The organism is Nitrincola alkalisediminis, from assembly GCF_009821115.1.
Lineage (GTDB): Bacteria > Pseudomonadota > Gammaproteobacteria > Pseudomonadales > Balneatricaceae > Nitrincola > Nitrincola alkalisediminis.
On record NZ_VYTY01000002.1, the window covers coordinates 330,539 to 345,766 of the forward strand.

The 15,228-nt window shown below is 48.0% G+C and carries 13 protein-coding genes; all 13 read right to left on the reverse strand.

The genetic code is table 11. The features are described from left to right. Positions 1-64: 64 nt before the first annotated feature. Genes ftsA through rsmH form a run of 13 tightly spaced genes read right to left on the reverse strand, consistent with a single transcriptional unit; the run spans position 65 to position 15,201 of the window. Positions 65-1,387: a cell division protein FtsA gene (gene ftsA, locus F5971_RS04660; protein WP_036509544.1), complete on the reverse strand. Its 1,323-nt coding sequence runs from the start codon at positions 1,385-1,387 to the stop codon at positions 65-67. Beyond that, on the reverse strand, positions 1,377-2,195 hold the full coding sequence (locus F5971_RS04665) for a cell division protein FtsQ/DivIB (protein ID WP_237748543.1): 819 nt from the start codon (positions 2,193-2,195) through the stop codon (positions 1,377-1,379). The genes ftsA and F5971_RS04665 overlap by 11 nt, the downstream gene beginning before the upstream one ends. Position 2,196: 1 nt before the next feature. After that, positions 2,197-3,150, reverse strand: a complete 954-nt coding sequence (locus tag F5971_RS04670) for a D-alanine--D-alanine ligase (protein WP_036509537.1) — start codon at positions 3,148-3,150, stop codon at positions 2,197-2,199. Further along, positions 3,147-4,601 (reverse strand): UDP-N-acetylmuramate--L-alanine ligase, encoded by a 1,455-nt coding sequence (gene murC / locus F5971_RS04675; protein ID WP_036509534.1) that lies wholly within the window; start codon positions 4,599-4,601, stop codon positions 3,147-3,149. The genes F5971_RS04670 and murC overlap by 4 nt, the downstream gene beginning before the upstream one ends. After that, positions 4,598-5,683, reverse strand: a complete 1,086-nt coding sequence (gene murG / locus F5971_RS04680) for an undecaprenyldiphospho-muramoylpentapeptide beta-N-acetylglucosaminyltransferase (protein WP_193494296.1) — start codon at positions 5,681-5,683, stop codon at positions 4,598-4,600. Before murG ends, murC begins: the two co-directional genes overlap by 4 nt. Further along, positions 5,680-6,879 (reverse strand): putative lipid II flippase FtsW, encoded by a 1,200-nt coding sequence (gene ftsW, locus F5971_RS04685; RefSeq protein ID WP_051514315.1) that lies wholly within the window; start codon positions 6,877-6,879, stop codon positions 5,680-5,682. The genes murG and ftsW overlap by 4 nt, the downstream gene beginning before the upstream one ends. Then, positions 6,876-8,231, reverse strand: a complete 1,356-nt coding sequence (murD, locus tag F5971_RS04690; RefSeq protein ID WP_193494297.1) for a UDP-N-acetylmuramoyl-L-alanine--D-glutamate ligase — start codon at positions 8,229-8,231, stop codon at positions 6,876-6,878. The genes ftsW and murD overlap by 4 nt, the downstream gene beginning before the upstream one ends. Before the next feature lie 34 nt (positions 8,232-8,265). Beyond that, positions 8,266-9,348 (reverse strand): phospho-N-acetylmuramoyl-pentapeptide-transferase, encoded by a 1,083-nt coding sequence (gene mraY / locus F5971_RS04695; protein ID WP_036509530.1) that lies wholly within the window; start codon positions 9,346-9,348, stop codon positions 8,266-8,268. A 2-nt stretch (positions 9,349-9,350) separates the two neighbouring features. Then, entirely contained in the window at positions 9,351-10,724 is a 1,374-nt protein-coding gene (locus F5971_RS04700) for a UDP-N-acetylmuramoyl-tripeptide--D-alanyl-D-alanine ligase (protein WP_193494298.1), read from the reverse strand. Further along, positions 10,721-12,214, reverse strand: a complete 1,494-nt coding sequence (locus F5971_RS04705; RefSeq protein WP_193494299.1) for a UDP-N-acetylmuramoyl-L-alanyl-D-glutamate--2,6-diaminopimelate ligase — start codon at positions 12,212-12,214, stop codon at positions 10,721-10,723. Before F5971_RS04705 ends, F5971_RS04700 begins: the two co-directional genes overlap by 4 nt. Beyond that, positions 12,211-13,920, reverse strand: a complete 1,710-nt coding sequence (locus F5971_RS04710) for a peptidoglycan D,D-transpeptidase FtsI family protein (protein ID WP_036509524.1) — start codon at positions 13,918-13,920, stop codon at positions 12,211-12,213. Before F5971_RS04710 ends, F5971_RS04705 begins: the two co-directional genes overlap by 4 nt. Then, entirely contained in the window at positions 13,910-14,266 is a 357-nt protein-coding gene (ftsL, locus tag F5971_RS04715) for a cell division protein FtsL (RefSeq protein ID WP_246187763.1), read from the reverse strand. Before ftsL ends, F5971_RS04710 begins: the two co-directional genes overlap by 11 nt. Next, positions 14,263-15,201, reverse strand: a complete 939-nt coding sequence (rsmH, locus tag F5971_RS04720; RefSeq protein ID WP_193494301.1) for a 16S rRNA (cytosine(1402)-N(4))-methyltransferase RsmH — start codon at positions 15,199-15,201, stop codon at positions 14,263-14,265. Before rsmH ends, ftsL begins: the two co-directional genes overlap by 4 nt. Positions 15,202-15,228: the final 27 nt, after the last annotated feature.

Sequence of the window (15,228 nt, forward strand, 5' to 3'; positions counted from 1 at the left end):
TTTGTCCTCCCCCGTCCTTGCCTACTACTGTATTCCGGCAATGACCTTATTAATTCAATAAAATTTAAAAATTACCTTTAAACCAGTCTTTTATCCGGCTAAAAAAATCTTTTACCTTCGGCTTACTCTTTGCTTTTGGCACTTTTAGACGTTTCTCGCGCATTTCCGGTACGATTTCTTTTTCTTTCACTTTATTCGGTTGTGCCTCTCGTTCACGTGCAACGGGCTTTTGCTCAACCTTCGCATAATGCAAAAGCCCGATGCTCGTGGCATAAATGGGGTTCTGTAATAAGCTCTCCATTCCTCTTGCCCCCTGGGGTACAGCAAGACGAACAGGCATATGAAATATTTCTTCTGCTAGCTCTACAGCACCTTCCATTTTTGAAGTACCGCCCGTTAGAACGATACCGGCAGCAATTAACTCCTCATAACCAGAACGTCTTAATTCAGCCTGCACCAAGGTGAACAACTCTTCGTACCGTGGTTCAACAACCTCGGCTAAGGATTGACGAGATAAATCTCGCGGCGGTCTATCGCCCACACTCGGCACCTTGATCATTTCATCGGCTTGAGCAAGCTGAGCGAGCGCACAGGCATACTTGATCTTAATTTTCTCTGCATGCTGCGTAGGGGTCCTCAAGGCCATCGCAATGTCATTGGTCACTTGGTCGCCGGCAATAGGGATGACCGCTGTATGCCGAATTGCTCCACCCGTGAAAACAGCGATGTCGGTTGTGCCACCCCCAATATCAACAATGCAAACACCTAAGTCTTTTTCGTCTTCGGCCAAGACCGCATAGCTGGAAGCAAGCTGTTCTAAGACAATCGCATCAACACCTAAACCACATCGACGTATGCACTTATCAATATTCTGGATTGCATTGCTCGCCCCTGTCACTAGATGCACCTTGGCCTCTAGCCGCACACCTGACATTCCTAAAGGCTCTTTAATACCCTCTTGGGTATCAATCAAATACTCTTGCGGCAAGATGTGCAAAATACGTTGATCCGCCGGGATCGCAACTGCACGCGCCGCATCAATTACTCGTTCAAGATCATACTCAGAAACCTCCCTATCTCTAACGGCAACAATTCCATGTGAATTCAAACTGCTAATGTGGTTGCCTGCAATACCAACCGTGACAGAATGTATTTTACATCCTGCCATCAACTCGGCCTCTTCAACCGCCCGCTGAATAGCGGCAACAGTCGACTCAATGTTGACAACCACCCCTCTCTTCATTCCCCGAGAAGGCTGGGAGCCCACACCGACGATTTCTATACTTCCATCCGCGCAGACTTCACCAACAAGACAGACAACCTTTGACGTACCTATGTCTAACGCAACGACCATTCCGCCGTCTGAAGTACTTTGCTTACCCTGCATTATCTTGCCTCTCTTCGGTCCGCCACTTCACAGCAACGCCGTTGGTATATCGAATGTCTATTTTTTCAATGGTTTCAACCATATCGCTTAACCTAGCATCATAAAGCTTCATGAAGCGTCTAAGTCGAGGCATCACCTGCTCTCTTCCTGCAACGATTTGCAGGCCATTATCCAATTCAAGCGTCCAAGCACCACGCCCTTCCAACGACAACCCCGTCAGCTTCAATCCATAACCTGAGAAAAGTCGATTCAAATCATGGAACTGCTGCATGATGGCTCGAGTTTCATGGGCAGGGCCGTTCAGTTTGGGTAAGTTGTCATAGTCTGCATTGCGCTCAGGCCAAAAAATATCGCCCTGATGATTTAAAAGCCCAACATCTCCCCAACGCGCAACGGGTACTTCTTCAGTAATAGTGACTTCAATGGCAGCAGGCCACTGACGTTGAACACTCACAGAATGTACCCAAGGATCGGCGAGTGCCAATTCACGCAAATACACAACGTCCTGTGAGAGCAACGAACTGGAAATACCGGATGCAACCGACTGCGCAAGTGTCTCTGTATCTAAATGACGAACATGGCTATTCACTCTCACCTCTTGAATCGGTTGATCAAGCCATATGTATACTTTTTCGGACAGATACACTAAGGTTCCAACAAACACGGCCAGTGCAAGCAAGGAGTTAACGGTTCTCCACGCCTTATCCTGTACCTCAACCGGATTAGACGCAGCAATCGGCTGGGCAGACGGACGAGTCTCTAACTCAGACGTTCCTTGCAGTCTCATCCAAGGTAAGGAAAGATTCATCTTAGCGCGCCTCTGTATTGAATGAGGTTTTTAAGATTTCAATCACCAAGTCCTCAAAGCTCAATCCTGCTTCGCGCGCCGCCATCGGAACCAAACTGTGATCGGTCATACCCGGTAAGGTATTGACCTCTAACAACTGAAATCGACCTTCTTCGTCCATCATGACATCAACGCGCCCCCACCCCGTGCAACCAACCGCTGCAAAAGCAGATTCAGAAAGGCGCTTTAATTCAGAGCGTTTTTCATCGCTGAGCTGATCATCAAATAAATATTGAGTATCTGCGGCTTCATATTTCGCGTTAAAGTCGTAAAAAGAGTGGCTGGTTTCCAATCGAATAATCGGTAACGCTTCCCCTTTTAAAACAGCAATTGTGTACTCAGACCCCTTTATCCACTGCTCAGCAATCACTAAATGATCATATGACACGGCTTGAGCATAGGCGGCTTTTAACTCATCCAAATTCATAACCCGGCTGATACCAATACTGGAGCCTTCGTGGACAGGCTTAACCATCAGTGGATAGCCTAACAACTCTGCAACTTGGTTAAGATCCGTCTCTTGTGTTAGCACACAGCAAGGTGGCGTCGGCAAACCGGCGCCCATCCAAAGCTGTTTGCAGCGCAGTTTATCCATTCCTAAGGCAGATGCCGCCACCCCACTGCCGGTATAAGGCTTGCCCATCATTTCGAGCAAACCTTGAAGGGTTCCATCCTCACCGCCACGACCATGAAGAATGAGAAACGCACGATCAAACTCTGCATCCAACAACTGGGCAACTGGATCAGCACCGTCTTTACAAAGGTCAATAGGGAAGGCATCAATGCCCGCCGCCAATAAGCCTTTTAAAACCTCTGCACCACTTCGCAAAGAAATCGCCCTTTCAGCAGAGCGCCCCCCCATCAAAACGGCAACACGTCCAAACGACTGCATCTCTTGCTCAGACATCTTACTCATTGTCCTATTTCCTCCTCGCGAGTCGATTGAAGATCAAGCCCAGCTAACCGATGCGCTAAGGATGTGATATCACCAGCACCTTGGGTCAGTAGAAGATCATCAGGCCGAAGGACATTTTTTAACAAATCAGGAATATCATCTGTTGATTCAACAAACAGAGGTTCTATACCCCTTTGGCGAATCGTTCGACACAAACTTCGAGTATCGGCACCCGGAATGGCTTGTTCACCCGCCGAATAGACTTCAAGCATAATCAACAAATCCACTTCAGAAAGAACCTGTGCAAAGTCATCGTAAAGATCGCGCGTTCGCGTGTAGCGATGTGGCTGATATATCATCACTAAGCGTCGATCCGGCCAGCCATCACGAACGGCCTGTATCACGGCTTTCACCTCACGTGGATGATGACCATAGTCGTCCACCAATTGAACAGAACCTCCGGTGACGTTTATATCGCCCAACACTTGAAAACGTCGTCCGACCCCTTGAAAGCGCGATAACGCATTGCAGATTGCATGATCCTGAATACCTTCATCGGTGGCGACAGCAATACAAGCCAGTGCATTCAATACGTTATGGCGGCCTGGCATATTCACTGTAACCTCAAGGTCTTTATGACCCGTCGGACGAACCACTTTAAAGGATGTTTGCATCCCCCTCTGCGTGACATCTACAGCTCTGAAATCAGCCTCTTCATGAAAACCATAGGTCAGAATTGGACGGCTCACTCTGGGTAATATCTCCCTTACCACTGGATCATCCGTGCACAGAACAGCTAAGCCATAAAAAGGTAAATTATGAAGAAAATTAATAAACGTTTGCTTCAGTTTATTAAAGTCTCCTTCATAGGTGTCCATATGATCGGCATCGATATTGGTCACGATGGCGACCATCGGCTGCAAATGTAAAAAAGAGGCATCACTTTCATCGGCTTCGGCAACTAAGTAACGGCTACCGCCTAATTGTGCATTCGTGCCTGCGCTGTTCAGTCGCCCGCCAATCACAAATGTAGGGTCCAATCCAGCTTCAGCCATAATGGAAGACAGCAGACTGGTAGTCGTTGTTTTTCCGTGCGTTCCGGCAACCGCAATACCATGGCGATAGCGCATCAATTCGGCAAGCATCTCTGCTCTGCGTACAATTGGCACCCTTCTTTCTCGCGCAGCAATCAACTCAGGATTTGTGTCGGCAACAGCCGTCGAAATAACCACAACATCCGCATCGTCAATGTTGGAGGAGTCATGTCCGATGAAAATCATGGCCCCTAAACCACTTAATCGTTCAGTTGTGGCTGAGGATTTCATATCCGACCCAGAAATCGTATAGCCTTGATTGAGCAGCACTTCAGCAATGCCACACATGCCAACACCACCAATCCCAACAAAATGGATTTGACGGATACGTCGCATTTCGGGCACTTCATACACCTGAAGCGTGCTATCTTTAATCATTGCATTACCTCCAAACATGCGACTGCCAATTTTTGACCTGCCAAAGGCTGTCCTTGGCTGCGTGCTTTTTTTGCCATAGCCAGCAGCACATCACGCTGATTAAGTTCATTTAAAAGTGTGTTAAGTCGGTCACTGCTTAGCTCAGACTGCTGTACCAAGCGCGCGGCATCGGCAGCCACCAAAAACTGTGCATTTGCCGTTTGATGATCATCAACCGCATAGGGGAATGGAACTAAAATTGACCCCACCCCTGCAATCGCCAACTCACTGACCGTCAAAGCCCCTGAGCGACAAAGAACCAAGTCCGCCCAAGCGAAGGCCTCGTCCATCTTGTCAATAAATGGAACAACCTTGGCTTCAACATTGTGTTGGTTGTAAATTTCGACGGTTGCGTCAAAGTGCGTACGGCCCGTTTGATGCCAAACCACAGGACGGGACGCTACTGGCATCTTAGATAAGACGTCAGGCAACAATGTATTGATCGCTTGAGCGCCTAAACTCCCACCCACAACTAACAGCCGGATCGGACCGTCTCGATCTTTAAAGCGTATATCCGGCTCAGCAAGCTCTAGAATCGGCCCTCTCACGGGGTTGCCAATAGTATGCTCGAGCTTGAGTTTTGGAAATGCGCCGGGGAATGCCTGCAGCACTTTTTTTGCAACTTGTGACAAAATTCGGTTCGTCATACCCGGCAGTGCATTCTGTTCGTGTATCACCACGGGAATTCTGTGCAACCAAGCGGCTAAACCTCCGGGGCCTGATGCAAAACCGCCCATCCCCAATACAGCATCGGGCTTGACGCGCTTAATCACTTGGTGAGCTTGCCAAATTGCACGAATCAAATTAAACGGTGCGGACAAAAGACTCGCCACGCCTTTACCTCTTAAGCCCGTAACAGCAATCGTATTCAGTGGTATATTGGCCGCAGGAACCACTTTGGCTTCAATGCCTTTTTCAGTGCCAAGCCATTCAATATGAACACCTTGCTCTCTTAAAACATCCGCAGTTGCCAAGGCAGGAAATACATGTCCACCTGTGCCTCCTGCCATAATCAATAGGCGTTTTGCTGGTTGCGCATTCATTGAGAGCGCCTCCTACCTGGACGAACTTGGTTTAATCGTTCCCGTTTTAATTCATAATCAATTCGTAGGATAATCGCAATCATGCAGGCTGACGCCAGCAAACTACTTCCACCATAACTTAACAAGGGCAGAGTCAAACCTTTGGTTGGTAATGCACCAACGTTCACACCGATATTGATCATGGCTTGGCCTGCAAAGATAAAGCCAAAACCATAACTGGCGTACGCCTTGAAAAATTGGCTTTGCTTTTCAGCCTGTCGACCGATTAAAAAGATTCGCGTAACCAGCAGCATATAAATAGCAATAATGGCCAGCGCGCCAACCAAGCCCATTTCTTCAGATAAAATTGAATAAATAAAATCGGTATGGGCTTCGGGTAAATAAAATAGCTTCTGAATACTATTGCCAAGCCCAGTACCGAACCACTCGCCTCGACCAAAGGCAATCTGTGCCTGAGATAATTGGTAGCCAGTCCCAAAAGGGTCTGCCCAAGGGTCTTGGAAAGATCGTAACCGTGCCAAACGATAGGGCTGAAAAATAGCCATTGAATAGGCCAATCCCACAACGCCCACAATTACCAGTGAAAACTGCCCAAAGCGCATGCCACCTAAGAAAATCATCCCCATAACCGTCCCCATGAGGACGACGGTGGCACCAAAGTCTGGCTGAACAATGAGCAATAGAACATATAGGGCCAAAGGCAGTGCAGGTTTGATGACACCAAACCAGCTAGACCTCACTTCATCCAAGCGTCTAACAAGGTAGCCGCTCATAAAGAGAACCATGCATATTTTTGCAATTTCTGACGTCTGCAGGTTAAAAAATCCCATCGATATCCAGCGGCGACTCCCGTTAACCTCACGGCCAACGCCTGGCAGAAACACCAACGCCAACAGAATGATGCCCACCAGCAGCAATAGCACACTGTAACGCTCCCAGAGGCTAAGAGGAATGCGAGAAATAACGGCTACCGTGATGAAGGCCAGTACGACGAAAAAGCCATGCCTCATCATAAAATAGGTCGGTGACCCGAAGTCCCGCGCGGCCACATCCATCGACGCAGAAGCGATCATCACGAAACCGGTTAAGGTCAGTGCCAAGGCACTCAGCGCAAGATAGGGATCAATCGGCATTTGACCTTTAGGCAGATCCAGCGCTTGTGGCCATGCAGGGCGCAGACTTCTCAATACATTCATGGTAATGACTCCACGGCTTCGATGAAGACATTACCCCGATGGTCATATCCTGAAAACATATCAAAGCTTGCGCACGCAGGAGACAATAAAACGATATCCCCTGGCTGTGCTTTCTGCGATGCATCAACCACAGACGCTTGCAAAGTCGTTTGATGCTCCACACGCACACCCTGCAAATCATTGGCGATCAGTTGTGCATCACGACCAATTAAATGCACGGATCGAGCATAGCGCTGTAAAGGCTCAGAAAGCTCAGAGAAAGATTGATCCTTCCCAACCCCTCCTAAAATCACATGCAATGCCGATCCTTCTGGCAATTGTTGGCCTAACCCCTCAATCGCCGCCAGCGTTGCACCAACATTGGTGCCTTTGGAGTCATTGACATACACAACCCCCTGCTTAATCGCGACTGTTTGACAACGATGGGGTAATCCCTGAAAGGATTGAATGCTTTTCACCATCGCATCAAACGGAAGATTCACAGCATGACCCAAGGCCAGTGCCGCCATAACGTTGGCAACATTATGCTGCCCCTTAATCCCAATTGAATCCACGGGTAAGATCGGTGTTAGACCCTTAAATATCCACTCAGTCCCTTCATATTCGGCTAAACCAAAATCTTTTAAATCAGGTGCTGACAATCCAAAACTGACTTTAGACATTCCAATTGCCATCAATGGCACGGTTAGCGCATCATCTCGATTCACAACACAGACTGAACAGCCACGGTAAATTCGATGCTTAGCAAGATAGTAAGCTTGCATGTCCGTATAGCGATCCAGATGATCCGGACTAATATTTAACACAGTGGCCGCGGCGGCTTTCAATTCATGCGTGGTTTCCAACTGAAAGCTCGACAGCTCTAAGACATAGAGATCGTGACGCACACCCACGCTTAACAAGTCCAAAACAGGGATGCCAATATTGCCGCCAACACCGACACTCACGCCTGCATCAGCCGCCATTTTGCCGACCAAGGTCGTTACCGTGCTTTTTGCGTTTGAACCTGTAATCGCAATAATAGGGGCTGTGACTTCTCGACAAAACAAATCAATATCACCAATGACAGATACGCCATGAGCGATAGCTGACTGTATTTCAGGAAGTGCACAGGCAACACCTGGACTGAGGATTAATTCACTTGCTTGCTGCAGAAACTCAGTATCCAGTGCTCCACAACGGAGTTCTATTGTTGGAAACACGCTTCGGAACTCTGCCGCCAAGGGAGGCTCTTCCCGTGTATCAACTACCGCAAAACGCAAGCCTTTCGCAGCCAAAAATCGTGCGCAGGACATACCTGTCTGACCCAGACCGATAATAATTTTAAAACTGTCCGTTGCTATTAACGACACGACTTTCTCCTTTTACACCAAACCCAATGGCTACTTACCGCAGCTTTAACGTAGCTAAACCAATTAAAACCAAGACAACACTGATGATCCAGAATCGTACGATGACACGAGGTTCAGGCCATCCTTTCAGCTCAAAATGGTGATGAATCGGCGCCATTCGAAAAATTCGACGCCCTGTCAATTTATAAGAGGCAACCTGCAAAATGACAGACACCGTCTCCATCACAAAAATGCCGCCCATAATGACTAAAACCAGCTCCTGTCGAACAATAACGGCAATAACGCCTAAAACAGCCCCTAGAGATAAAGCACCAACATCACCCATGAATACCTGAGCTGGATAGGTGTTAAACCATAAGAACCCTAAACCGGCACCAACAATCGCGCCGCAGATAATAATCAGCTCGCCCGATCCTGCGACGTAGGGAATATGCAAGTAATTCGCAAATTGCAAATGGCCACTTAGATACGCAAACACAGCCAGGGCTCCAGCGACCATAACGGTTGGCATGATCGCCAGCCCATCCAAACCATCGGTCAAATTCACGGCATTGGAGCTGCCGACAATGACAAAGTACGTAAAGACTATAAAAAACAAACCCATATCAATCACAATCGACTTGAAGAAGGGCACGATAAGTTGGGTTTCAACGGGGCTTTGTGCCGTCATGTACAACAATACTGCCGCACCGAAACCACCAATTGACTGCCAAAAATACTTCCATCTTGCTGGCAAACCACGCGGATTTTTCTCGATCACTTTGCGCCAGTCATCAACCCAGCCAACAGCACCAAATACAACCAAGACAAATAAGGTAATCCAGACATAACGATTGCTCAAATCACTCCATAAAAGCGTTGAGATGGCAATCGCTAACAGAATCAAACCGCCACCCATGGTTGGTGTGCCTGACTTACTCAAGTGAGACTGAGGTCCATCGTTGCGAACCGCTTGGCCAATTTGCTTATTTTTTAGTACACGAATGAGATGAGGCCCCACCACCAGAGAAATGGTCAACGCCGTTAAGACCCCTAAAATGCCTCGCAAGGTGATATAACGAAACACCGTAAAGCCTGAATAAAATTGCGTCAAATACTCAGTTAACAGCAATAACATGCCTAGTTTTCCCCATGTAGCAGAGCCTGTATCACTCTGTCCATACCCGCACTGCGAGAGCCCTTCACCAAAAGTGTGTTGGTTTCCGTCAGTTCTTGTTTTAGTAAATCAATCAATTCAGATTGGCTAGAAAAGTAACGTGCATCCATGCCTTCTTGCTGTGCAGCGTCCACTGCTTTTTTCATCAAAGGCCCGCACACTCGCAAACGCATAATGCCCATTTGCGCCGCATAACGACCGATCGATTCGTGTAGTTGCTCGGCATCCTCTCCCAACTCGGCCATATCACCCAAGACCAGAGTACTGCATCCTTGGCGTTTGGCTAAATAATCGATGGCCGCTTTCATGGCCTCAGGATTGGCATTGTAACTATCATCAATAATGAGCACAGAACCCAACAAGGAAGGTTTCATTCGTCCCTTCACAGCGACACACTCTTCCAACCCCTGTTTAGCATCACTAAAGGACATGCCCATCGCGACCCAAGCGCAGGTTGCAGCCGCCGCATTTGCAATGTTGTGCTGACCCAGTAAATTCAGTTGAAGTGGAAACGTTTCCTGTTGGTAATGGAGTCGGCAATTGCCACATCCACGACTGTCTTCCCCCATATCTGACGCCCATACATCGGCTTCAGATGAGTTCAAGGAAAATGTCATGTACCGACTGTGTTGTTGCTTGAGCTTTTCTATCCAGTAGGGTGCGTGCGGATCATCCAAATTGACGATTCCAACCCCCTCCTCAGGTAAGCCTTGATAAATTTCAGACTTTGCTTTCACCACACCTTCAAGACTACCAAACCCTTCTATATGTGCAGCAAAGGCATTATTCAGAACAGCAACATTTGGTCGAGCAAACGACACCATTCGTGCTATTTCACCTGCACCGCTTGCCCCCATTTCAATGACTGCATATTGATGAGTAGCCTCCAAACGCAATAGGGTTAATGGCATTCCTATTTCGTTGTTTAGATTACCCAAAGTGGCCAAGGTTGGACCTTTACAAGCAAACATCGCGGCAAGCAGTTCTTTAACCGTGGTTTTACCACTGCTTCCTGTAACGGCAACCATTTTTCCTTGAAAACGTTGACGATTCAGAGCCGCTAGCTGACCTAAAGCTGTTAAGGTTGATGCCACTTTTAATTGAGGGAGCTCGTCTTCTACAAAACGCTCGACAACCGCAGCTACGGCACCTTTCTCCCGGGCATAAGCCACGAAATCGTGGGCATCAAAATGCTCACCTTTTAAACACACAAAAATATCACCGGGTTGGATATTTCGTGTATCTGTCGAAACATGGGTAAACACAAAATCCGTGTCGTGCTGAGTTTCAGCTGACAAGGAATCAACTACGTCATTTACATTCCAATGACCAATCATGTCAAACGCCTCTCTACCGCAAGTGCAGCACGTGCAACCTCTTGATCACTAAAATGTGACCTAACTCCATTTATTTCTTGATACGATTCGTGTCCCTTGCCTGCAATCAAAACAATATCCCCCGTACGTGCCAATTCAATCCCTTTGTAAATTGCGCGCGCTCGATCAACTTCGATTAGATGCTGCGTCGCATGCGGCGTGATACCGACTTCAATCTCTGCAAGGATCTTGAGCGGGTCTTCTGTGCGCGGGTTATCACTGGTGATAATAATGAGATCGGCAAGGGTTGATGCCACCTGTGCCATCAATGGCCGTTTACCTTTATCGCGATCGCCACCACAACCAAACACACAAATAATGCGTCCAGTGCTCGACTGATGTTCACTCAAGGCTTTTAACGTCTGTTCTAGCGCATCGGGTGTATGGGCATAATCGACAAACACGCTAAACTCTTGATGATCTGAAACCTTTTCTAGACGACCACAAACAGAGTTAAGCTCCGTTAATGCCTGCGTTATGGACTGACAACTCAGACCCAACTCCCCCAACACACCGAGGGTTAGCATTAAATTACTGATGTTGAATCGCCCCATTAAACGGGACTCAAACTCAACAATCCCCCAAGGAGAGGCAATAGACAGGGTCATTCCCTGCGCATGCTGAGTGGCATTGATTAAATAAATATCGGCTTTATGGTCATGCAAGGAGTAGGTGTAGCGACGTTTAGCCGTCGTTTCACCCATAACTTTTTGTCCAAGCATGTCATCTACATTCAGAATTTGTGTGGCAGCTGGATTTTGAAACAAACGAGATTTGGACTCAGCATACGCTTCCATTGTCTGATGATAGTCCAGATGATCTCGGGTCAAGTTCGTTAGGCCGACAATTGAAAACTCTACGCCTTCCGTTCGTCCTTGATCCAATGCGTGACTGGAGACTTCCATGGCAACGGATTGCACACCTGATTGCTTAAAGTCAGCCAACAACGCATGCAAATTAGCTACTTCGGGTGTGGTATGAGTTGCTGAGGTGAGTTGCCCGATCAGTCCGTTCCCGATCGTACCAATCACCGCGGCTTTCGTACCCACATGAGTCAATGCCTGCGCGATAAAATGCGTACAAGAGGTTTTACCATTGGTGCCCGTTATACCGATCATCTGCATAGCGGATGAGGGGTCACCAAAAAAACGACTGATCACGCGTCCAGCACACTGCAAAAGATCCGTCACATAAACATAAACAACACCAGAGCGCTCTTCAATGCTATAAGACTCAGCTTCTTGCAAAATGGCAACAGCGCCTTGTGCAATGGCATGCCCAATAAAGCCAGTAGCGTCCAAATGAACACCTTGACGTGCGATAAACAAAAAACCGGGCTTTACCGCACGACTATCGGTGACAACACCCTGAATACAACAGGCGTCCAGTAGATCGTGCTGGACGTCCAGAAGGTGAGACAAGGGGGTATTATGATAAATAGTTTCAGTCATCGATTGGCCACCTGCCCTTTCCCCTCAGGCCACTTATCTGGGTCGATGTTAAGTAGACGCATCGCCCCCTGAGTCACACGTGAAAAGACTGGCGCAGCCACTTCCCCACCGTAGTACTCTCGACCTTTAGGGTTATCAACCATAACTACAACTGCGAGGCGCGGATCGGAGACGGGAGCGATACCTGCAAATACAGCGGTATACTCATCACGGTTATAACCACTACTACCGAGTCGATGCACGGTGCCTGTTTTTCCTGCAACACGATAGCCCGTCACTGCGGCACGTCTTGCCGTTCCTGCTGGCCCAATGACGGTCTCCATCATATCCAAGACTTGATGTCCGACGCCCTCAGGCATGATTCGATGGCCTTTATTTTCATCAATTTTAAGCAAGGAAACAGGGCGCATAATGCCGTCTGAAGCAAAGGGAATATAGGCTTGCGCGAGCTGCAAAGGGGTGACGGATAGGCCATAACCATAGGACATGGTGGCACGCTCAACGACTTGACGCTCTGAAACAAACGGCAATACACCGCTTCGCTCACCGGGGAAACCTGTATGGGTCATTTGCCCCATGCCCATATTTTGCAGCAATGAAGGCAATCGATCATGCTCCATATCAAGCACCAAGCGCACGGTTCCAACGTTACTGGATTTAGTGATAATGCCGGTTAAATCCAGATCACCGTAGTTACGAAAATCACGTATGGTCGCATTGCGAACCCTCATGGTCCCGGGCGACGTTTTCACCACTGTGTCGGGCTTGTAGCGCCCAGTCATTAGTGCCGCGGCAACTGACATAGGCTTAACCGTTGATCCCGGCTCAAACAAATCGGTCATGGCTCGATTGCGCAAGGCCGCAGGCTGAAGTCGAGACCGATCGTTTGGGTTGTACGAAGGCTGGTTAACCATTGCCAAGACCTCACCCGTCTGCACATCCAGAATAACAACAGATCCTGAATCCGCATTATGGGCCTCAACCACGGCTTTAAGCTCACGATACGCCATATATTGGAGGCGTAAATCAATACTCAACTGTAAGTCAGTACCGGGCTGTGCATCCTGTATAGAACGAATATGGCTTATCGTACGTCCGACACGGTCCCGCATCACCAATTTACGACCGTGTTCACCACTTAAAATTTGTTCATAGGCCAGCTCCATGCCCTCTTGCCCCTCACCGTCGACATTGGTAAAACCAACGATGTGAGCCGTGACCTCACCTGCCGGATAGAAGCGACGATATTCCCGATCAACATTGACACCTGGAATGCCTAAAACCTGAACATTCTCAGCCAGTTCAGGTGTCACTTGACGACGCAGGTAGACAAATCGACGCTCAGCATTGCTTTGCAAGCGGCTCAACAATTCATCATGAGGAATTTCGAGCACTTGACTCAAACGACGGAAATTACGATGTTGTACGTCTATAAATCGGGGGTCAACCCAAATACTGGCTACAGGCGCACTCACCGCTAAGGGTTCACCATTTCGATCCGTAATCAAACCACGATGTGCGGGTATCAGCATGGTACGCACACTGCGTGCATCACCTTGATTCTGAAGAAAGGCTTGATCGACCATGTACAAAGACAACAACTTGCCGGTAATACCTACCACGAGAACCAAAAAAATGGCAAAGACCAGCCACAAACGCCAGCCTTTAGCCGCTTGTCCTTGATGCTGTTCTACTTTACTGCTCATCTCTTACGATCTCTATATCAGAAGGTTCGGGTGCTCTCATACCGATGCGAGACTCAGCTTCACTTTCAATTCGGCTGTGACCGCCCCAAGTACTTTGTTCCAAAAGGAGCTGACCCCATTCAACTTGCAACTCATCCCACTGGTGTACAAGAACTTGATGATCATTAAATAAGCGGCGGTAGTCGTATGCCGCTTGAATTACCAAAAGGGCTGTCATCACAATTGCGATAATCAAAACACATAAAATCACGGCAGGACGAAATAGCTCACCACTGTCAATTAACGGCTCAACAGATGCTTCATCATTTCGTCGCCACGAAAGAACGTTTTTTTTAATATCGCTCAAGCGCATTTCACAGCCACTCGCATCACGGCACTACGCGCTCTAGGATTGACATTCAACTCGTCTTTACCTGCACGAATCGCTTTTCCAACCGAGCGTAAACGCTGATTTAACATAGACTGGGTAAAGGGCACTCCAGTCGGCAGGTGCTCGTCTCCTTTAACATGCTTACGAATAAACCGCTTAGCAATGCGATCTTCTAAAGAATGAAAACTGATCACAACCAACACCCCGCCAATGGCCAAAACGTCCAGCGCTTGATCCAAGCATTGCTCAATATCATCCAACTCTTTATTAATGTGGATACGTATCCCCTGAAACGCTCTCGTCGCTGGATTTTTACCTTTTTCCCAACGAGGATTGGCATCCGTAATTATTTTGGCCAAGCGACCCGTCGTCAAAATCGGGGATGTTTGGCGCTCCATAATAATGGCCTTGGCCATACGTCGCGAAAAACGCTCCTCACCGTAGTGATACAAGACATCAGCTATTTCAGCCTCAGAGGCACGATTAATCCATTCCGCAGCGCTTTCGCCTACCGATGTATTCATGCGCATATCCAAGGGACCATCATGCATAAAACTGAAACCGCGTTGTGGATCATCTAACTGAGGTGAGCTGACTCCTAAATCCAACAACACGCCCGTCACTTTACCGCGCATCCCTCGCGTTTCAGCAAAGTGACTGATTTCACTAAAGGACCCGTGTTCTATTTCAAATCTCGGCTCATCGCCAAAATGCGCCTGAGCATAGGCAATCGCTTCAGGATCTTTATCAATGGCCATCAAACGACCATCTGGACCGAGTGTTTGAATGATTTTGGAGGAATGTCCCCCTCGACCAAATGTGCCGTCAATATAAAAACCTGAGGGATCTGTGACCAAGGCGTCAACCGCTTCTTGAAGCAATACCGTGGTGTGAATAAATTCCTGAGTCATGCAGATCCTATCGTTTTATCAAGCTAT